The 19,625-nt window shown below is 60.2% G+C and carries 18 protein-coding genes; 9 read left to right on the top strand and 9 right to left on the bottom strand.

The features are described 5' to 3' along the window. The first annotated feature begins 110 nt into the window (after nucleotides 1-110). Nucleotides 111-569 (top strand): Rsd/AlgQ family anti-sigma factor, encoded by a 459-nt coding sequence (locus tag BLL42_RS15210; RefSeq protein ID WP_071552834.1) that lies wholly within the window; start codon nucleotides 111-113, stop codon nucleotides 567-569. A 70-nt stretch (nucleotides 570-639) separates the two neighbouring features. Here the strand turns inward: BLL42_RS15210 and BLL42_RS15215 are convergent, their stop codons facing one another. Further along, nucleotides 640-1,305 carry an FKBP-type peptidyl-prolyl cis-trans isomerase gene (locus tag BLL42_RS15215; protein ID WP_071552835.1) on the bottom strand — a complete coding sequence of 222 codons (666 nt, stop codon included), beginning with the start codon at nucleotides 1,303-1,305 and terminating at the stop codon, nucleotides 640-642. 192 nt (nucleotides 1,306-1,497) lie between these two features. Between BLL42_RS15215 and BLL42_RS29265 the strand changes: the two genes are divergently transcribed. Next, entirely contained in the window at nucleotides 1,498-2,427 is a 930-nt protein-coding gene (locus tag BLL42_RS29265) for an AlgP family protein (RefSeq protein ID WP_081427309.1), read from the top strand. Here the strand turns inward: BLL42_RS29265 and BLL42_RS15230 are convergent. Next, nucleotides 2,424-2,888 (bottom strand): TIGR02444 family protein, encoded by a 465-nt coding sequence (locus BLL42_RS15230; RefSeq protein WP_071552837.1) that lies wholly within the window; start codon nucleotides 2,886-2,888, stop codon nucleotides 2,424-2,426. The genes BLL42_RS29265 and BLL42_RS15230 overlap by 4 nt on opposite strands. A 50-nt stretch (nucleotides 2,889-2,938) precedes the next feature. On the opposite strand from BLL42_RS15230, the gene BLL42_RS15235 reads away from it, so the two are divergent. Together BLL42_RS15235 and rhtB are read left to right on the top strand one after the other, a co-directional pair. After that, entirely contained in the window at nucleotides 2,939-4,849 is a 1,911-nt protein-coding gene (locus tag BLL42_RS15235; protein WP_071552838.1) for an ATP-binding cassette domain-containing protein, read from the top strand. 178 nt (nucleotides 4,850-5,027) lie between these two features. Further along, a complete protein-coding gene (gene rhtB / locus BLL42_RS15240; RefSeq protein ID WP_071552839.1) occupies nucleotides 5,028-5,660 on the top strand; it encodes a homoserine/homoserine lactone efflux protein in 633 nt (210 codons plus the stop codon). 63 nt (nucleotides 5,661-5,723) lie between these two features. On the opposite strand, the gene BLL42_RS15245 is transcribed toward rhtB, so the two are convergent. The 4 genes from BLL42_RS15245 to BLL42_RS15260 are packed head-to-tail and all read right to left on the bottom strand — an operon-like array spanning nucleotide 5,724 to nucleotide 8,872. Next, nucleotides 5,724-6,467 (bottom strand): penicillin-binding protein activator LpoB, encoded by a 744-nt coding sequence (locus BLL42_RS15245; RefSeq protein ID WP_071552840.1) that lies wholly within the window; start codon nucleotides 6,465-6,467, stop codon nucleotides 5,724-5,726. Nucleotides 6,468-6,470: 3 nt separating this feature from the next. Beyond that, nucleotides 6,471-7,058, bottom strand: coding sequence for a penicillin-binding protein activator LpoB (lpoB, locus tag BLL42_RS15250; protein ID WP_071552841.1), 588 nt, complete (start codon nucleotides 7,056-7,058; stop codon nucleotides 6,471-6,473). A 31-nt stretch (nucleotides 7,059-7,089) separates the two neighbouring features. Beyond that, nucleotides 7,090-7,461 (bottom strand): YcfL family putative periplasmic lipoprotein, encoded by a 372-nt coding sequence (locus tag BLL42_RS15255; RefSeq protein WP_071552842.1) that lies wholly within the window; start codon nucleotides 7,459-7,461, stop codon nucleotides 7,090-7,092. A 13-nt stretch (nucleotides 7,462-7,474) separates the two neighbouring features. Next, on the bottom strand, nucleotides 7,475-8,872 hold the full coding sequence (locus BLL42_RS15260) for a COG3014 family protein (RefSeq protein WP_071552843.1): 1,398 nt from the start codon (nucleotides 8,870-8,872) through the stop codon (nucleotides 7,475-7,477). A 309-nt stretch (nucleotides 8,873-9,181) separates the two neighbouring features. Between BLL42_RS15260 and BLL42_RS15265 the strand changes: the two genes are divergently transcribed. Together BLL42_RS15265 and BLL42_RS15270 are read left to right on the top strand one after the other, a co-directional pair. Continuing rightward, entirely contained in the window at nucleotides 9,182-11,080 is a 1,899-nt protein-coding gene (locus BLL42_RS15265) for an FTR1 family protein (RefSeq protein ID WP_071552844.1), read from the top strand. A 117-nt stretch (nucleotides 11,081-11,197) separates the two neighbouring features. Beyond that, the gene (locus tag BLL42_RS15270; RefSeq protein ID WP_071552845.1) at nucleotides 11,198-11,653 is read left to right on the top strand and encodes a YaiI/YqxD family protein; all 456 of its coding nucleotides are present in this window, start codon (nucleotides 11,198-11,200) and stop codon (nucleotides 11,651-11,653) included. A gap of 129 nt (nucleotides 11,654-11,782) precedes the next feature. Here BLL42_RS15270 and elbB read toward each other — a convergent pair whose 3' ends face one another. Beyond that, nucleotides 11,783-12,451, bottom strand: coding sequence for an isoprenoid biosynthesis glyoxalase ElbB (elbB, locus tag BLL42_RS15275; protein WP_071552846.1), 669 nt, complete (start codon nucleotides 12,449-12,451; stop codon nucleotides 11,783-11,785). A gap of 115 nt (nucleotides 12,452-12,566) precedes the next feature. Here elbB and BLL42_RS15280 point away from each other — a divergent pair, with 115 nt between their 5' ends. Next, entirely contained in the window at nucleotides 12,567-13,802 is a 1,236-nt protein-coding gene (locus BLL42_RS15280) for a sterol desaturase family protein (protein ID WP_071552847.1), read from the top strand. On the opposite strand, the gene BLL42_RS15285 is transcribed toward BLL42_RS15280, so the two are convergent. Then, the gene (locus BLL42_RS15285) at nucleotides 13,783-14,415 is read right to left on the bottom strand and encodes a DedA family protein (protein ID WP_071552848.1); all 633 of its coding nucleotides are present in this window, start codon (nucleotides 14,413-14,415) and stop codon (nucleotides 13,783-13,785) included. The two genes, BLL42_RS15280 and BLL42_RS15285, sit on opposite strands and share 20 nt — an antisense overlap. Before the next feature lie 207 nt (nucleotides 14,416-14,622). On the opposite strand from BLL42_RS15285, the gene hemB reads away from it, so the two are divergent. Together hemB and ppk1 are read left to right on the top strand one after the other, a co-directional pair. Then, nucleotides 14,623-15,636 (top strand): porphobilinogen synthase, encoded by a 1,014-nt coding sequence (gene hemB, locus BLL42_RS15290; protein WP_071552849.1) that lies wholly within the window; start codon nucleotides 14,623-14,625, stop codon nucleotides 15,634-15,636. Nucleotides 15,637-15,654: 18 nt separating this feature from the next. Further along, on the top strand, nucleotides 15,655-17,877 hold the full coding sequence (gene ppk1 / locus BLL42_RS15295) for a polyphosphate kinase 1 (RefSeq protein ID WP_071552850.1): 2,223 nt from the start codon (nucleotides 15,655-15,657) through the stop codon (nucleotides 17,875-17,877). Between the two features lie 135 nt (nucleotides 17,878-18,012). On the opposite strand, the gene ppx is transcribed toward ppk1, so the two are convergent. Beyond that, on the bottom strand, nucleotides 18,013-19,515 hold the full coding sequence (ppx, locus tag BLL42_RS15300; RefSeq protein ID WP_071552851.1) for an exopolyphosphatase: 1,503 nt from the start codon (nucleotides 19,513-19,515) through the stop codon (nucleotides 18,013-18,015). Nucleotides 19,516-19,625: the final 110 nt, after the last annotated feature.

Consider the following 19,625-nt stretch of genomic DNA (forward strand, 5'->3'; position numbering starts at 1 on the left):
GCACGTATCATTGGAATTGTTGCTCAATGGTGCTCTGCCTGGCCAAATCTTGATCTTCAAGTCTTGCGGCGAGTGCGGGCGGCATTACCCATAAGGGAAGAGAGATCACCATGCTCGAAAGTTGTCAGAATGCTCAGGAACGCTGGGGTGGAGTGCATCTGCTGATCGATCGTTGGTTGCAGGAGCGTCACGAACTGGTTCGAGCCTATGATGCTCTCGGCGCCAAGCCTGAGGCTCTGGGCGAAAACCGAAAGCCGTTGCAGGAGTTCTGTGGTGTCCTGGTCGATTACGTCTCTGCCGGCCACTTCGAAATCTACGAACAGCTGACGGGCGAAGCCAAGGCGTTCGGTGACACGCGCGGGCTTGAATTGGCCGAAACCATTTACCCGCGTATCGACGTGATCACCGAGAAGCTGCTGGCTTTCAACGATCTCTGCGATGAAGGCAAGTGCGTTGCGGAGAAATTCCAGGAGCTCGGTGGCCTGTTGCACGAGCGCTTTGAACTGGAAGATTGCCTGATCGAAGTGCTGCACACGGCCCACAAGGAAGAAACTCCAGAACAAGCCTGAGTTTCTCCTCGATGCAAACGATCCCTGAAACGGTGCGCTCTGCGCGCCGTTTTTCGTTGTGTACGATTGCTCAGCCAGTCGCGCCGAGCAGTTCGATTTCAAACACCAGAGGTGTGAACGGTGCAATCAGGTCCCCTGCGCCATCGGCACCATAGGCTTGCGCGGATGGAATCACCAGGCGCCATTTCGCACCCACCGGCATCTGTTGCAACGCACTGCGCCAGCCACTGATCACGCTGTCGAGGCTGAACCATTGCGCCTGACTGTTCTGATCGAACACCGTGCCGTCGGGCAGCTTGCCAATGTAGCGAACCTGCACCTTGCCATTGGGCCCGGCCTTGGCGCCGTTGCCCGCAACCAGTTCGGTCAGCAGGATGCCATCCGCCAATTCGCGAACCCCGGGTTTTGCCTTCTCGGCCGTCAGGAAGCGTTGCTCCTTGTCCAGGGCAACTTCGCTTTGCGGTATGGCAGGCTGCTCGGCCATTTGCGCTTCGTGCTCGGCCAGAATCTGCTCGATTTGCTGATCCTTCAGCGCCAGTGGCTTGCCTTGATAGGCTTGTTGCAAGCCTTCCACCAATGCTTGAATTTGCAGATCGGGGGCCTCCAGACGCAGACGTTCACCCAGGCTTGCACCGAGGCTGTAGGCAAGATCATGGGCGTCAGTTTCCGTGGTTTTTTCAGCGGCGTGAGCCAACGAAAAAAACACGCACAAAGGTAAAAAAAGGTAACGCGACATGGGCACTCTCCAGCCTGAGATGCGGTGGATTATGCCAGTGAGAATGCCGTGACCGGTGAACTGCTTTTAAGTGCGTGCAGAACATTTTCAATTCGGTGCAACGCACGGCAATCGATACTGTCAACATGCCCTAGCGGCGGTAGCAGCAGAGGTCTAGTATGAGCCGCACTCACGTCAGCCAGGAGGTAAACCATGTCGGCCAATAAGAAGCCTGTAAATACTCCGTTGCATTTACTCCAACAGCTCTCGGGCAGCTTGCTCGAGCATTTGGAAAACGCTTGTTCCCAAGCCTTGGCTGATGCTGAAAAGCTGCTCGCCAAACTGGAAAAACAGCGCGGAAAAGCGCAGGAAAAATTGCACAAATCCCGCACTAAATTGCAGGACGCTGCGGCGGCCGGCAAAGCCAAGGCACAAGCCAAGGCCAAGGATGCGGTACAAGAACTTGAAGGCCTGCTCGATGCGCTCAAGGATCGCCAGTCCGAGACGCGTGGCTACATTCTGCAACTCAAGCGCGATGCCCAGGAAAGCCTGAAACTGGCCCAGGGTATTGGTCGTGTGAAAGAAGCTGTCGGCAAAGCGCTGACCCTGCGTTCGGCCAAGCCAGCCACCGCTGCTTCCACCGCGAAAAAACCCGCTGCCAAATCGGTAGCCGCCAAGGCACCGGCCAAGGCTCCAGCGAAAGCAGCCGCCAAACCTGCAGTAGCGAAAACCACTGCGGCAAAACCAGCAGCAAAAACCGCAGCGGTCAAACCGGCTGCCAAGCCAGCCGCTAAACCGGTTGCTGCAAAACCTGCCGCCAAACCTGCAACTGCCAAAGCGCCGGCCAAGCCTGCCGCTAAACCAGCCGTCGCTGCCAAGCCTGCAACGTCCAGCGCTGCCAAACCTGCTGTTGCCAAGCCGGTTGCTGCGAAACCAGCAGCCAAGCCGGCGGTGAAAAAGCCAGTCGTGGCCAAACCTGCTGCCGCTAAACCAGCAGCTGCAAAACCGGCAACCGCACCAGCGGCTGCCAAGCCTGCGACATCTGCACCGGCGGCTTCACCTGCTCCGGCCGCGAGCACACCATCCGCTTCACCTGTACCGGCGGCTGCAAGCACTACCAAAACCCTGACCAGCGCTTCCTAAGTGCCAGTCACCGCGACGCGCAGTTGATGCAGCGCGTCGCGGTTCAGGTTGGCGGCGCTCGCCGCCAATCCTTCCAGCCACACGGCCAGATCTTTGGCTTGACCCTCCGGCCATGCTTGCGCTGCATTCTCCAGGCGCAACAACAGTTGCCGCTCCGCTTCCAGCTCCAGAGCTTTGACTTGCGCTCGTAGCGCGTTCAGTACCTCGTCGTCGAGGGCCGCGGCCTTCCATTGCGTACGCAGTTGTCGAAGCGGTTGCACGACTTGTGCATGCCACGGCCCGGCCAGGTGCTGGAGGTGTTGCAGGCGTTGCGCATTGCATCTCACGCCGCGCTGTCCGAGCCAGGCCGCGCACAACAGCAGGCAAACGTTGGCCCCGGCTGCTTGCAGTTTCAGGCAGGCGTCTTCAACACCCGGTCGGGTGTAGAGGGTAAGGGAAAAGCTCCACAGGTCAGAGGACATAGTGCTACTCGCGCCAGTTGCGAGCGAAGCTGGTAGACTCCGCCGCCATTATGATTCGACTTCAGAACCTGACTTTACAACGTGGCCCGCAACGTCTGCTAGAAGACGCCGAGCTGACCCTGCACGCCGGTCACAAAGCCGGCCTGATCGGTGCCAACGGCGCCGGCAAATCCAGCCTGTTCGCCTTGTTGCGGGGTGAGCTTCACCCGGACTCGGGCGACTGCTTCCTGCCGGCCGATTGGCGTATCGCCCATATGCGTCAGGAGGTCGACACGCTCGAGCGCCTGGCGGTCGACTACGTGCTCGATGGCGACTTGCGCCTGCGTCAGGTGCAACAAGACCTGGCAGCGGCCGAAGCGGCCCATGACGGTGCCGCTCAGGCGCGCCTGCACGCAGAACTCGACAGCGCCGACGGGTACACCGCCGACGCCCGGGCGCGCAAGCTGCTCGCAGGCCTTGGGTTCACTAACGAACAGATGGATCGTCAGGTCGGGGATTTCTCCGGTGGCTGGCGGATGCGTCTGAACCTGGCACAGGCGCTGATGTGCCCGTCGGACCTGTTGTTGCTTGACGAACCGACCAACCACTTGGACCTCGACGCCATTATCTGGCTGGAGGAGTGGCTCAAGAACTACCCCGGCACCTTGCTGCTGATTTCCCACGACCGCGACTTCCTCGACGCCGTGGTCGATCACGTGGCTCACGTCGATCAGCGCAAGATCACGCTCTATCGCGGTGGCTACTCGGCGTTCGAACGTGCCCGTGCCGAACGTCTGGCCCAGCAACAACAGGCTTACGAGAAGCAACAGGCGCAACGTGCGCACATGGAAAGCTACATCGCCCGCTTCAAGGCCCAGGCCACCAAGGCCCGACAGGCCCAGAGCCGGATCAAGGCGCTGGAGCGGATGGAAGAGTTGTCCGCCGCCCACGTCGATTCGCCGTTCGACTTCGTCTTCCGCGAGTCGGTGAAAATTTCCAGCCCGTTGATTGATCTCTCCGACGCCCGACTGGGTTACGGCGAGCGAGCTGTGCTGGAGAAGGTCAAGCTGCAACTGACCCCCGGCGCGCGGATCGGATTGCTCGGCCCCAACGGTGCCGGTAAATCGACCCTGATCAAAAACCTTGCCGGTGAACTCGAGCCGTTGTCCGGCCGGTTGACCCGTGGCGAGAACACGGTGGTGGGCTACTTTGCCCAGCATCAGCTGGACTCGCTGGACTCTAAGGCCAGCCCGTTGCTGCACTTGCAACGTCTGGCGCCGACCGAACGTGAACAGACCCTGCGCGACTTCCTGGGTGGTTTCGACTTCCGCGGTGCGCGGATCGACGAACCGGTGCTGAACTTCTCCGGTGGTGAAAAGGCCCGTCTGGCGCTGGCGTTGATCGCCTGGGGCCGGCCGAACCTGTTGCTGCTCGACGAACCGACCAACCACCTGGACCTGGAAATGCGCCTGGCGCTGACCATGGCCCTGCAGGAATTCAGTGGTGCAGTACTGGTGGTCTCCCACGATCGTCATCTGCTTAAAAGCACCACGGATAATTTCTTCCTGGTGGCCGATGGCAAGGTCGAGGAGTTCGATGGCGATCTGGAAGACTACGCCCGTTGGCTGGTCGATTATCGCCAGCGCAATGCGCCGGTGAACAACTCGCCGGTCAACCCGGACAAGACCGACAAGAAAGCCCAGCGTCAGGCCGCTGCTGCGTTGCGTCAGCAACTGGCACCGCACAAGCGCGAAGCCGACAAGCTCGAAGCCGAGTTGGGCAAGTTGCACGAGAAGCTGGCGAAGATCGAAACCAGCCTCGGCGACAGCGCCGTCTACGAAGCCGCCCGCAAGGATGAGCTGCGTGATCTACTGGCCGAACAGGCCAGGTTGAAAGTTCGCGAAGCCGAGCTTGAAGAAACCTGGATGGAAGCCCTGGAGCTGCTCGAAAGCATGCAGGCGGAGCTGGAGGCGCTGTCCTGATGGGGCGGCCTTCCAACACTCGGTACGCGGCAGCGATGTGTTGTCGCGTGGCTTCGTCAGTAGCCGGGCTGCCGGTAACGCTGGTCGGCAGGGCCATTTTTCTGCAAAAAATCGATAGTCATTCACAGACCAGCGCATTAGCTTAGACGTCTATAACGAGTCTGAGTCGAGGTGTGCGATGGTGCTTGAGACATGGCTGGCGTTTTTTGCCGCCTGTTGGGTGATCAGTCTTTCCCCGGGTGCCGGCGCCATTGCGTCGATGTCCTGCGGTTTGCAGTACGGTTTTTGGCGCGGCTACTGGAACGCCCTTGGCCTGCAACTGGGTCTGGCCATGCAGATTGCGATTGTCGCCGCCGGTGTGGGCGCAATCCTCGCCACGTCGGCCACGGCTTTCTACGCGATCAAATGGTTTGGCGTGGCTTACCTGGTGTATCTGGCGGTCAAGCAATGGCGCGCACTGCCCAGCAACATGAGCGATGACGCGGCCATTCGGCAGATTGGCAAACCGCTGGCGTTGGTATTTCGCGGTTTCCTGGTGAATGTCAGCAACCCCAAGGCGCTGGTGTTCATGCTTGCGGTGCTGCCGCAGTTCATTGACCCGCATGCGCCGCTGGTGGCGCAGTACCTGATCCTTGGCGTAACCATGATCTGCGTTGACCTGATCGTGATGGCCGGCTACACCGGCCTCGCTTCCAGGGTGCTGCGACTGCTGCGCACACCCAAGCAACAACGACGGATGAACCGTACGTTTGCCGGACTGTTCATGGGGGCTGCCGGGTTGCTGGCGACCATTCGTAGAGCCGCGGTGTAAAACCCGCAAGGCACAAAAAAGGCGACCTCAAGCGGTCGCCTTTTTCGTTCCCGCACGGATGACTCAGCGCAGAATAACTGGCGCCGTATCCTGCGGCAGGTTATTGCGCAGTGGCGCTTGCCCCGGCTGTTGCTGAGCGCCCCGACCGAGTTGTTCGCCCAGCTGACGAGCCACGTCCTCACCCAGCGACTTGGACACATCACGTACCACTCGTGGGCGGTTCAGCGAAACTTTGACGTCTTCGCTGTTGACCAGCTTGGTGTCCTGGCCGTCACCCATGGCGGTGAACGCCGAAGTGATTTCAAACGTCCGGGTGTTGATCAGACTGAAGTCCGCCACCAGGCTCAGCCCGAGAATCGCCGAATAGCTGTCGGTGTTGGCCAGCGAGGTGATGTCGCGGGTGAAGTCGATATCCGACAAGGTGCCGAACAACACATAGTCGGCGCCCTTGTAGTTACCGGCCTTAATCCGCTTGATCACGTCGTAGACGTCTTCCTTGGACTTGGCAGTGTATGGCGAGCCCTGTACCAGCTGGAACATCCCGGACTTGAGAATCTCGCCCTTGATGTCGCCGCTGAACTTGCGAAGCTCGCCTTGCTCGATGTAGCTGCTGCTGGCCTCGATCTCGTTGTAGCTCGACGAACCACTGGCGTGGTACATGCCCGCCTGCATGTTGCTCTGCGCGGAGACGATGTGGATGTACTGCTCCACCCGCTCTTGGTAAGCGAGGTCGGTGACCGCGATTTTCGGGGCCGCCTGCGCGCCAAGCGCACAGGCCAGGGCCATGATGCCAATCCATGCACGCATTGCTTAACGCTCCGTGGTTTTGCGGATCTCTTTTTCGTCCATCCACTCGGCCAGACCGCTTTCAACGTCGATCAGTTGCAGGCTGAATTTGTAGAAAACGTCCTTGTAATCGCTGCTGCGCTTGACGATCGAGCTGATCGAACCTTCAAGACGGTATTTGGCAGCGACCATGTTGCCGGTCTTGGCCACGGTGCCTTTCTTGTACAGGCCGCTCTGGTTTTGCAGCTTGAGCTGGTCGACCTGGCTCTGCATCGCGGTGTTGTCGCTGGCGAAACGGGCGGTGCCGGACTTCATCAGCTGAGTCTTGATGCTGGTGGTGATTTCACGGGTATCGATGTATTCGCTGGTCTTGTTCTTCACGTCGTAGACCTGCACGACCGGGCGGCCCTGCAAGATGCCGGACTGGGCCAGGGAGCGGGTCATGGACTCCGCGATCATTTGCAGGTCAGTGGAGCCGAACTCGTTGGTCACCAGCTCAACAGCTTTGCTATCGCCGTAGCCGATGTTTTTCCCGCCCAGAACCGGCGAGTTGTTGGCGCAGCCGCTGGCCAGAAGGGCGACCACGGCGAGGAATGAAAAGCGTACAAACATGGGAGTGTCTCTCTGTCACGAAATAGGGGGCTTAAGGGGTTTTGACTTCAAGGCGGAAGTCGGTGGCCTTGGGCACGGGCGCAATGGCTGGCAGGAACGTGGCCTGCGCGGCATACAGGTTCAGGGTTTTCCAGCTTTCTTCATCGGCCACCGGGAAGCCGTCGTCGCCCAGCCAGACGAAGCGGTAGTACATCGTCATGTTGGTGTGGCTGGTATTGTTCAGCGCGACCTTGACGGTCAGGAAGCCGTTTTCACGGGCGACCCGCATCGCGCCGATGGCGACGTTGTTGAACTTGTTCATCACCACGACTTTGCTCGCGGCACTGCCAGGCGCAGGAGGCGGCGGGGTGGCGCAACCGGCCAGCAGAGCCAGGGCGGCGGCAGCAATCAGTTTGAAACGCATGGAGAAGCTCCGCTTAAGGTTGTTTGATGCTGGCCACGACTTGCGGGGTAGCACTTGGGATCACGTGGGCGGCGACGCCACTGGCGAACACCTGATTGCCCACCGTACGCAGGCTGATCACCTGGTAGCGCTGATCGACCTTGACCGTGATTCGCGAACCGCCCAGAGCGTTCGGCAGGCTCAGTTGGTGCTCGCCTTTGGCCAGGCGCAGGCGCACAACCTGAGTGTTGTCGGGCAGGGTGCGCCAGGTGCGGGTATCCGCCCCTTCCATCACCGCCGACGTAATGCCTACGGCCAGACCGGCCAGAGGGTTGGTCTCGTTGATCTTCTTTTGCGCCACGGCGCGAGTCACGGCCCGTACGGTGGTGCGCAGGATGATCCCGGGCATATCGTCACGCAGGGCGCGGCGGGACATGGCAGTGGTGCTGTTGAGCTGGGTCAGGTTCTGTTGCTGGCCGTCGACACCGATCTGCGCATACGTCACGGTCGAGGTGTCAGGCTTGATCACCGGGAACGACAGTGGGGTGATCACCACGTTGTTGCTGATCGGCAATGGCAAGGGAATGCGAATGGAGTCACGGCTCGGCGCCAGGCCGCTTTGCACGACGATAAGAATGTCGCTTTCTTCGCTTTTGCCGGCTGGCTTGTCCAGGTTCAGCAGTGCTTGTTCGAGCAATGGAGTGTTGGGGCGCAGTTCGGCGGCTTTGCGATAGCCCGGCGCGGCCAGGTCTTTTTCACCCAGGGCTTCGTAGACGAAACCGGCCAGGTAATGACTGAACGCACTCTGATAGCTGTTCTTCAAACCGACCACTTCAGGCGCGTCGAGACTCGCCACCGGGTAACCTTGCAGATCCTTGTACTGGGTCTTGACGCCTTGCTTCTCGGCCTCGTCCTCGCGCTTGAGGTATTCCTTGTCCCGCAGCTCGGCGATCACTGCTTCACGTTCGTGGGTCTTCTTGATTTCGGTACGGGCACCGTCGAAATCGTTCACTGCCAGCAGGTTCAAGGCCATTTGCGTGGTCAGCATGACTTTTTCGTAGTCATACCCTTCGTAGCGGCGGACCTTGTCATTGACCAGAAAGCTGCCGAACTGGGTCAGGTACTTGTCGGTGTCCAGCTTGACCGACTCTTCCCAGGTACCGACGACCTGGTCCGCGCTTCTCCAGGCGGTCTGGCTGCCGGTCAGGTCGCCCTTGGCGCGCAGCAGTTCACCTTTTTCGAAGTAATAGAGCAGGTCTTTGTTTTCACCTGTGTTGTTCTTTTCCAGCAGGGTCAGTGCAGCGTCGACATTACCGCTGGCCAACTGTTGGTTGGTTTGTTGCAGTTCTGTGTCGTAGCTGCGAAAGGCCGAACAACCGGCAAGCAAAGTGATTGCGCTGAGCGCGATCGAGGTGAGGGCGCGGGATGCCATGGGGTACTTCTTCCCTGAATTTAAACAGCCGAGCGTGCTGGTCGGGCTGGGTGAACCAATCGACAGGGAAGATGGCTTTCCATGCCAATTCCTCATAAAAAGAGGAGCTTAAATACCCGATCGCAATAACGAGGGCGCGGCATTATAGACGTGCGTGCTGGCCATGTAATGGCTTTTTAATTTCATTTTTTCTATAAATGCCACTATGCAAGGAGGGTCTGAATCCACAAGCAATGGACGACAAAGCTTGAGCGGAACGCATTGAGAGTGAACAATGTGTTACTTCGTATTATCAATTGAGATTCATTCATGACTGCCCCGTCCCGTTTTCTGGCCTGGCTGGTCTTCCCTTTGTTTGCCCTGTGCAGTTTCAACCTGCTGGCCGACACGGTGGAAGGCGCTCCACAAGCACTGCATTTACTCGATTACATTGGTGCCGATTATCCGGCAACCGTGGAGGCGGGCCAGGTCATCGATGACGGCGAATACCGCGAACAGCTGGAGTTTCTTGGCGTGTTGCAGGGGCTGATCGTTGCGCTGCCAGCCAAACCCGAGCGTGCGGAGCTTGAGCAGGGCGTGAGCAATCTGCGTAACGCGGTGACCCAGCGTCAGGACGGTACGGAGGTGGCCCGACAGGCGCGGCAACTGGGCGCGAAGCTGGCGGTGGCCTATGAAGTCAGTCAGGCGCCAATCATTACCCCGGACCCCACGCGGGGTGCGCCGTTGTACGCGCAGTACTGCTCGGTGTGCCATGGCGACGCCGGCGCCGGTGATGGTCCTGCAGGTGTCGGCCTGACGCCGCCACCCGCCAACCTGCGCGATGCCGCGCGGCTAGACCGCTTGAGCCTGTACGCGATCTACAGCACGCTGGGGCAGGGCATCGAAGGCACGGACATGCCGGCCTTCGCCGATCAACTCGATGAGCGTCAGCGCTGGGATCTGGCGACCTATATCGCCGCGTTCAGCGCCGATCCGGCCGCGGCGAAAAGCGAAAAGAACTTCAACCTCGCCGACCTGGCCCGGCAGACCCCGGCGGAAGTGCTGACAGCCGAAGGTCCTCAGGCAGCCGCTACTTTTCGCGCCCAGCGCGCCCAGCCACCGCAGGTCAAACGCGGTCCGGCGCAGTTGCTCGATTACACCGCCGCGACCCTCGACAAGAGCCTGGCCGCGTACCGTGCCGGCGAACGCGAGCAGGCTTATGACCTCTCGGTAGCGGCGTACCTGGAGGGCTTTGAACTGGTCGAAAGCTCGCTGGACAACGTCAACACGGTGGTGCGCAAAGACACTGAGAAATCCCTGATGGCTTACCGTCAGTCGTTGCAGGACGGGCTGCCGATCGAGCAAGTCGAGCAACGTCTGGCGTTTGCCAAGGCCAAGTTGAAAGAGTCCGCGGACCTGCTGGGCAGCGATGGCCTGAGTTGGTCGCTGAGCTATATCTCTGGTCTGCTGATTTTGCTGCGTGAAGGGCTGGAAGCGATTCTGGTGCTGGCTGCAGTGCTGGCGTTCTTGCGCAACACTGGCCAGCAGTCGGCGATTCGCAGCGTCAACATCGGTTGGGGTTTGGCGCTGGTAGCGGGGTTGGCGACCTGGGCGTTGGCGGCGTATGTGATCGATGTCAGCGGTGCCCAGCGCGAGCTGCTTGAAGGCTGCACCGCACTGTTTGCCAGTGTCATGGTGCTCTGGCTCGGGGTGTGGATGCACGACCGTCGTCACGCGGCGGCCTGGCAGGATTACATCAAGAGCAGCCTGGTCAGCGGCGGCGGGCGTTTCGGTTTTGCGGCACTGGCGTTTTTCTCGGTCTACCGGGAGCTGTTCGAAGTGGTGCTGTTTTACGAGACCTTGTGGCTGCAAGCAGGCCCGGCCGGGCATAACGCGGTACTGGCGGGTGGCGCCACGGCGCTGGTGCTGCTGATCGGTCTGGCCTGGGTAATCCTGCGCGGCTCGGCGAAACTGCCGCTGGCGCTGTTCTTCGGGATCAACGCCGGTTTGCTTTGCGCGTTGTCGGTGGTGTTCGCCGGGCATGGCGTCAAGGCCTTGCAGGAAGCCGGGATCTTCGGCACTCGTCCGGTGCCATTCTTTGACTTCGACTGGCTGGGGATTCACGCTGATGCCTATTCGCTGGGTGCGCAGGCGGTGGCGATTCTGGCGATTGTCGTGCTCTACAGCCGTAGTCGGATGGCGGAGAAGCGGCGGGTTCGGGTTTCCTGACCAAGAGCCCCCCAAAAGATCGCAGCCTCCGGCAGCTCCTACGCGGATAATCCGTAGGAGCTGGCGAAGGCTCGGGCCGCGTTCGGACGATCTTTTGCTTTCAAGAGGAAATACACAATGCGTGTCTGGATCGATGCCGACGCCTGCCCTCGGGCAGCCAAGGATCTGGTGGTGAAGTTCGCCCTCAAGCGCCAATTCGAAGTGGTGATGGTGGCGGGGCAGCCGCAGATCAAGCCGGGCCTGGCCCTGGTGAAGTTGATCGTGGTGCCGAGCGGACCGGATGCGGCCGATGATTACCTGGTGGAGCATGCGCTGCCGGGTGAGCTCGTGATTTGCAGCGATGTACCGCTGGCCGACCGTTTGGTGAAGAAAGGCGTCGCGGCGCTGGATCCGCGGGGGAAGGAGTTCGATGCGCAGAACATGGGTGATCGGTTGGCGGTGCGTAACCTGTTCACCGACCTGCGCGAGCAGGGCCAGATGGGCGGCGGGCCAGCGCCGTTTGGTGAACGGGAGAAGCAGGCGTTCGCCAATGCGCTGGACCGGATTCTGACCCGGTTGGCCCGAAAACCCTGAAAAGATCGTCCGAACGCGGCCCGAACCTGCGGCAGCTTCTACAAGGACCGTGCCCGGCACAAAATCCCGGGTAGACGCATAACTCCCTGTAGGGGCTGGCGAAGCCTGCGATTGTTTGATCTTGCTTCCTTACGCATCATTCTCATGGGTCAGCTCTAAAACCCGATCCACTAATTTATTGATGCCCGAGGCGGCTTCGCTGATCGACTGTGCAAGCATATAAGCCGGGGTGCTCACCAGTTTGCGTGCCTTGTCTTCAATGATATCGCTGACGGCGCAATCGACATGCGTCGCACCCATTCGGGTCATGGCGGCAGCGGTGTCGGCGTCGTTACCGACAGTGCAGGTCACGCCCGGGCCATAGATCTTCGCCGCCAGCGCCGGCGAGATGCAGATCAGGCCAACCGGTTTACCGGCTTCGGCAAAGGCTTCGGCCAGCGCCAGGACTTCAGCCTGAATGACGCAACCGGCGCCTTCGATGGCGAAGTTGGACAGGTTCTTGGCGGCACCAAAGCCGCCGGGCACGATCAACGCGTCGAAGTCTTCGGCGTTGGCCTCACGCAGGTCCTTCACTTGCCCGCGGGCGATGCGCGCCGACTCCACCAGCACGTTGCGCGACTCGGGCATTTTTTCGCCCGTCAGGTGGTTGATCACATGCAGTTGCGCGATATCAGGGGCGAAGCACTGGACCTGTGCACCGCATTGGTCGAGGCGCAGCAGGGTAATCACGCTTTCATGGATCTCGGCGCCGTCATACACGCCACAGCCGGAAAGTATCACTGCCACTTTTTTGCTCATGGGTTCTTCTCCAGATTCGTGGCGTTAAATGTCCACTAATTTGTCACTCGTTGCCATAGGGTTAATTCACGGCTACACCTAGGATCAGTCATCACAATTGCGCTCAGGTCGCGTCATGGACTTCATTCTGTATGCGGTGCCGTTTTTCTTTGTGTTGATTGCCGTCGAGCTGCTGGCGGACCGCTGGCGCGGGGTGAGTCATTATCGTCTGGCCGACGCGATCAACAGCCTCAGCACCGGTGTGTTGTCGACCACTACCGGCCTGTTGACCAAAGGTGTGGGGCTGGTGACATACGCGTTCGCGCTGAAGCATCTGGCGTTGTTCGAGCTGTCGGCCGAGAGCGTTTGGGTCTGGGTGTTCGCCTTTGTCTTCTACGACTTCTGCTACTACTGGCTGCACCGTATGGGCCATGAGCGCAACATCCTCTGGGCGGCGCATTCGGTGCACCATCAAAGCGAGGACTACAACCTTTCCACGGCGTTGCGTCAGACCAGCACCGGTTTCCTGCTGAGCTGGATTTTCTACCTGCCGATGGCGGTGCTCGGGGTGCCGCTGCTGGTGTTTGTCAGCGTCGCGGCGCTGAACCTGCTGTATCAATTCTGGGTTCACACCAAACACATTCCCAAGCTCGGCTGGTTCGAATGGTTCTTCGTCACGCCGTCCAACCATCGGGCTCACCACGCGCAGAACGCGCTCTACATGGATCGCAACTACGGTGGGGTGTTCATTATCTGGGATCGGCTGTTTGGTTCGTTCCAGGAAGAGGACGACAACGAACCGGTGATTTTTGGCGTGACCACGCCACTGGCGAGCTGGAACCCGTTGTGGGCGAACGTGCAGTTCTATGCACAGCTATGGGCGGATGCGCGACGCGCCGAGCGCTTGTGGGACAAGCTGCGAATCTGGTTCATGCGCACCGGCTGGCGCCCAGCAGACGTGGCGGCGAAGTACCCGATGAACAAGCCGGACCTGAGTCAGTTCCGCAAATTCGAGGTGCCGCTGGACGGACGACAGCAGGTGTATATCGCGCTGCAGTTTTGCCTGTACATCGCATTGGGCAGCTACCTGATGAACGTTGCGCAAAGTTTGTCGACCGCGGCCCTGGTGTTGGGCTGGGGGGCGGTGGCGCTGGGTTTGTTTGTGCTGGGCGTGGCCCTGGAGAATCGCCCGCAGGCGTTGAAGCTGGAGTTGTTGCGGCTGGTACTGAACCTGCCGCTGGTGTGGCTGGCGCCGCTGGTCGGGCTGTGGCCGGCCAGCGCGGTGGGCTGGGTCGGCCTGCTCAGTTACAGCCTGCTCAGCGGCATCGGCCTCTACTGTTGCAGAAACCGCATCACTCGACTGGCGTCGTAGGCTCGCTGGTCTTGGTCTTTTCGGCCTGCAGCAGTTGTTCGTCCTGGTAGATCTGCTTGGCGAGGCGCGCATTCTTGAAGCGCCGACGCAGCCATAGGCACAAACCCAGCACCAACAGGGCGCCGAGTACCCACAGCTCGTACTTCTTGACGCTGCCGAGCAGGCCTTCGAGCACCGCACCGAAGTGGTAGGCCGCCGCCGCCAGGGCCGTGGCCCAGATCGCCGCGCCGATGCCGTTGAGCACCAGGTAGCGTCCCGGAGGATAGCCCGACAGGCCGATGGCCACGGGCATCACCGTGCGCAGGCCATAGACGAAGCGAAAGCTCAGGACCCAGATGTCCGGGTGCTTGCGGATATGCTCCAGCGCCCGATCACCCATCAGTTGCCAGCGTGGTTTGCGCGCCAGCAGTTTGCGGCCGTGCTTGCGCCCCAGGAAGTACCACAGCTGATCGCCGGCATAGCTGCCGAAGAATGCCACGACCACCACCAGGTTGATGTCCATGTATCCACGGAACGCGAGGAAGCCTGCGAGTACCAGAATGGTTTCGCCTTCGAAGAACGTGCCGAGGAAAAGGGCAAAGTAGCCGAAGTCATGCAGAAATTGTTGGAGCATTGTCTGGGTGCTGGCGAAATGAACGCGCAGCCTAACCCTTCACGCACATTCAGGAAAGTCTCGAAATGTGTCTCGACGTGAACATTTCCTACAAGGACAATAGTTGCGACTACAGGTCGCAGGGGTGCACACAACTGTCATGTGTTGGTCATAATGGCCGCTTATAACTGTCACGCTCGCCCGCCAGCGCGGGCTCAGGAGTCTGTCGTGAGCTTTACCCCCGCCAACCGTTTGTTTCCTGCAACCCGCCTGCGTCGCAATCGTCGTGATGAATTTTCGCGCCGTCTGGTCCGTGAAAACATCCTGACCACCCATGACCTGATTCTTCCGGTATTTGTGCTGGACGGTGAAAACCGTCGCGAAGCGGTCGCCTCGATGCCAGGCGTCGAACGTCTGACCATCGACCTGTTGCTCGAAGAAGCGGCCCAGTGGGTCGAGCTGGGCATTCCAGCCGTGGCGCTGTTCCCGGTGACCCCGGCTGAACTCAAATCCCTTGATGCCGCGCAAGCGTGGAACCCGGAGGGTATTGCCCAACGCGCCACTCGCGCCCTGCGTGCACGCTTCCCGGAGTTGGGGGTGATTACGGACGTAGCGCTGGACCCGTTCACCACCCACGGCCAGGACGGTATTCTGGATGAAGAAGGCTATGTGCAGAACGACATCACCGTCGATGCGCTGGTCAAACAGGCGTTGTCCCATGCCGCTGCCGGTGCGCAGGTGGTGGCTCCGTCGGACATGATGGACGGCCGCATTCAGGCGATCCGTGAAGCGCTGGAGCTGGCCGGTCACGTCAACGTGCGGATCATGGCTTACTCGGCCAAGTACGCCAGCGCCTATTACGGCCCGTTCCGCGATGCGGTCGGTTCGGCGCTGAACCTCGGCAAGGCGAACAAGGCGTCCTATCAAATGGACCCGGCCAACGGCAACGAAGCCCTGCACGAAGTGGCGGCAGACTTGTCAGAAGGTGCGGACATGGTCATGGTCAAGCCAGGTATGCCGTACCTGGACATCCTTTACCGGGTCAAAGAAGAATTTAAAGTGCCGACCTTTGTCTATCAGGTCAGCGGTGAATACGCGATGCACATGGCAGCGATCCAGAATGGCTGGTTGAGCGAAGGGGTTATTCTTGAATCCCTGACCGCTTTTAAACGTGCTGGCGCTGATGGCATCCTGACTTACTTTGCCGTACGTGCTGCTCAATTGTTACGAGAGCAACAATAGCCCTCCCAGGAACATTCGATGAATACCGAAGGACTCACTGAAGTTGCCGTAAAAGAAGCTCAACCCATCGTTGAGCCCGTCGTCGAAACCGAGCCTGCGCTTGCGCCTGCTCCACCCGTGGTGGTGGTCGAAGCTGCACCGGCGGCACCGGCGATCGCGATTCCAGGTCTGGATGACAGCAGCCTGTACATCCACCGCGAGCTGTCGCAACTGCAGTTCAACATCCGCGTGCTGGAGCAGGCGCTGGATGAGTCCTACCCCTTGCTGGAACGGCTGAAATTTTTGCTGATCTTCTCCAGCAACCTGGACGAGTTCTTCGAGATTCGCGTCGCCGGGCTTAAAAAGCAGATCACCTTCGCCCGTGAGCAGGCCGGTGCCGATGGTCTGCAACCGCACCAGGCGCTGGCGCGCATCAGCGATCTGGTGCACGGACATGTCGATCGCCAGTACGCGATTCTCAACGACATCCTGTTGCCGGAACTGGAAAAGCATCAGGTCCGCTTCATCCGTCGCCGCCACTGGACCACCAAGATCAAAACCTGGGTGCGCCGCTATTTCCGCGACGAGATCGCGCCGATCATCACCCCGATCGGTCTCGACCCGACGCACCCGTTCCCGTTGCTGGTGAACAAGAGCCTGAACTTCATTGTCGAGCTCGAAGGTATCGATGCGTTCGGTCGCGATTCCGGTCTGGCGATCATCCCGGCACCGCGTTTGCTGCCGCGCGTCATCAAGGTGCCGGAAGAGGTGGGTGGCACGGGTGACAACTATGTGTTCCTGTCGTCGATGATCCACGCTCACGCTGATGACCTGTTCCAGGGCATGAAGGTCAAGGGCTGCTACCAGTTCCGTCTGACCCGAAACGCAGACCTGGCGGTCGACACCGAAGACGTCGAAGACCTGGCCCGCGCCCTGCGCGGTGAGCTGTTCTCCCGTCGTTATGGTGATGCGGTGCGTCTGGAAGTGGCGGACACCTGCCCGAAACACCTGTCCGACTACCTGCTCAAGCAGTTCAACCTGAGCGAGACCGAGCTGTATCAGGTCAACGGTCCGGTCAACCTGACGCGGCTGTTCAGCATCACCGGTCTGGACAGTCACCCGGAGCTGCAATACACGCCGTTCACCCCGCAGATCCCGAAACTGCTGCAGAACAGCGAGAACATTTTCAGCGTGATCAGCAAACAGGACATCCTGTTGCTGCACCCGTTCGAGTCGTTCACTCCGGTGGTCGACCTGCTGCGCCAGGCGGCCAAGGACCCGCACGTGTTGGCGGTCCGTCAGACCCTGTACCGCAGCGGCGCCAACTCGGAAATCGTCGATGCGTTGGTCGATGCGGCGCGTAACGGCAAGGAAGTCACCGCGGTGATCGAATTGCGTGCGCGGTTCGACGAAGAGTCCAACCTGCAACTGGCCAGCCGTCTGCAAGCGGCCGGCGCGGTGGTGATCTACGGCGTGGTGGGCTTCAAGACCCACGCCAAGATGATGCTGATCCTGCGCCGCGAGGCCGGCGAGATTGTCCGTTACGCCCACTTGGGTACCGGCAACTACCACGCTGCCAACGCCCGCTTGTACACCGACTACAGTTTGCTGACTTCCGACGACGCCTTGTGCGAAGACGTCGGCAAACTGTTCAGCCAGTTGATCGGCATGGGTAAAACCCTGCGCATGAAGAAACTGCTGCACGCGCCGTTCACCCTGAAAAAGGGCATGCTCGACATGATTGCCCGGGAGACCCAGTTCGCCCTCGACGGCAAGCCGGCGCACATCATTGCCAAGTTCAACTCGCTGACCGATCCGAAGGTCATCCGTGCGTTGTACAAGGCCAGTCAATCCGGGGTGCGGATTGATCTGGTGGTGCGCGGCATGTGCTGCCTGCGACCGGGTATCGCCGGGGTTTCGCACAACATCCACGTGCGCTCGATCATCGGTCGCTTCCTGGAGCACACGCGGGTCTTCTACTTCCTCAACGGCGGTGAAGAGCAGATGTTCCTGTCGAGTGCCGACTGGATGGAGCGCAACCTCGATAAACGCGTCGAGACCTGCTTCCCGGTCGAGGGCAAGAAGCTGATTTTGCGGGTCAAGAAAGAGCTGGAAAGTTATCTCACCGATAACACCCACAGCTGGGTCCTGCAGTCGGACGGTCGTTACATCCGCAACTCGCCGACCGGCAACCAGAACCCGCGCAGTGCCCAGGCCACCTTGCTGGAGCGTTTGGGCAGCCCGATTCTGAGTGTCAATTAACGCGAACCTCCCTGTGTAGGAGCTGCCGCAGGCTGCGATCTTTTGATCTTTCCAACAGACGATTCGTTGTCTGGACGGACGCCAGGATCAAAAGATCGCAGCCTGCGGCAGCTCCTACGGGATTGTCGGCAAGCGTTAGTGAACGTTAAGCACGAAGTTGACGCGGGTCAGCCATTCCGCTTCCAGCGCGAAGTCGGCCTGGGTCAGCTGGTTTTCGTCCAGCCAGTTCTTCGGGAACGACACATCCAGGCTGTCGCCGTTGGCCTGCAACGTGACCTGCGGCATCTTTTGGGTCCCGCGGATGTGATGGAACAGAATCGCGAAGCGCAGCAACACGCAGAGGCGGATCAGCTTGATGCCGTCATCGCCGAACTCGGCAAACCTGTCCTTGGGAATGTTGCGGCGGTGGCCGCGTACCAGTAGCGCCAGCATCAGCTGGTCTTCACGGGAAAAGCCGGCCAGATCGGAGTGTTCGATCAGGTAGGCACCGTGCTTGTGGAATTGATAGTGGGCGATATCCAGCCCGACTTCGTGGACCTTGGCCGCCCAGCCCAGCAATTCGCGCCAGACGCCGTCATTCAGATCCCAGTCCTCGGCCACCTGGTCGAACGCGTGAAGTGCCTTGCGTTCAACTCGGTCGGCCTGTCCCACGTCGACGTGGTAACGCTCCATGAGCGAGCTGAGGGTGCGTTCGCGGACGTCTTCGTGGTGATGACGGCCCAGCAGGTCATAGAGCACGCCTTCGCGCAGAGCGCCTTCACAGTGATCCATGCGTTGCAGTTCGAGCGCGTCGAAGATGGCTTCGAGAATCGCCAGGCCGGCCGGGAAAATCGCCCGGCGATCCGGTTTTATACCTTCGAAATCGATTTTTTCGACGTCGCCAAGTTTGATCAGCTTGCGCTTGAGCCAGGACAGGCCTTCGGCGTTGACCTCGCCAGCCCCGTGGCCGCCAGCCTTCAGCGCCAGGCCGATGGCACGGATGGTGCCCGAGGAGCCAATCGCTTCATCCCAGGTCAGGCGGTGCAGGGCGTGTTCAATGCTCATGATCTCCAGCCGCGCCGCAGTGTAGGCCTGGGCGTAACGGGCCGGGGTGATCTTGCCGTCGCGGAAATAGCGCTGGGTGTAGCTCACGCAGCCCATTTGCAGGCTTTCGCGCAGCAGCGGCTCGAAGCGCTGGCCGATGATGAATTCGGTACTGCCACCGCCGATGTCGGCCACCAGCCGCTTGCCCGGTGTGTCGGCGAGGGTGTGGGAGACGCCAAGGTAGATCAAACGGGCTTCTTCACGACCGGAGATGACTTCTACCGGGTGCCCGAGGATTTCTTCGGCGCGGCGGATAAATTCGCCACGGTTACGGGCCTCGCGCAGGGCGTTGGTGCCAACGATCCGCACGGCGCCCAGTGGCATGCCGTTGATCAGTTGGGCAAAGCGCTTCAGGCAATCGAGCCCGCGCTGCATGGATTCTTCGGTGAGTTGGCGCTCTTCGTCGATCCCCGCGGCCAACTGAACCTTCTCGCCGAGCCGCTCGAGAATACGGATTTCATTGTGGAGGGCCTTGGCCACGACCATATGAAAGCTGTTCGAGCCCAGGTCGATAGCGGCGATCAGGGACAGATTCTTGGCTTGGGATTGGGGCATGGTCAGGGGGTCTCGGTCGATAACCTCGACATCCTGCCACGATCAACCGCTGCCGCCAACGGACACGAACCAAAGCATTGATATGACTCAGTGCGTAGGAGCTGGCGCAG

The organism is Pseudomonas frederiksbergensis (assembly GCF_001874645.1).
Taxonomy (GTDB): domain Bacteria; phylum Pseudomonadota; class Gammaproteobacteria; order Pseudomonadales; family Pseudomonadaceae; genus Aquipseudomonas; species Aquipseudomonas frederiksbergensis_B.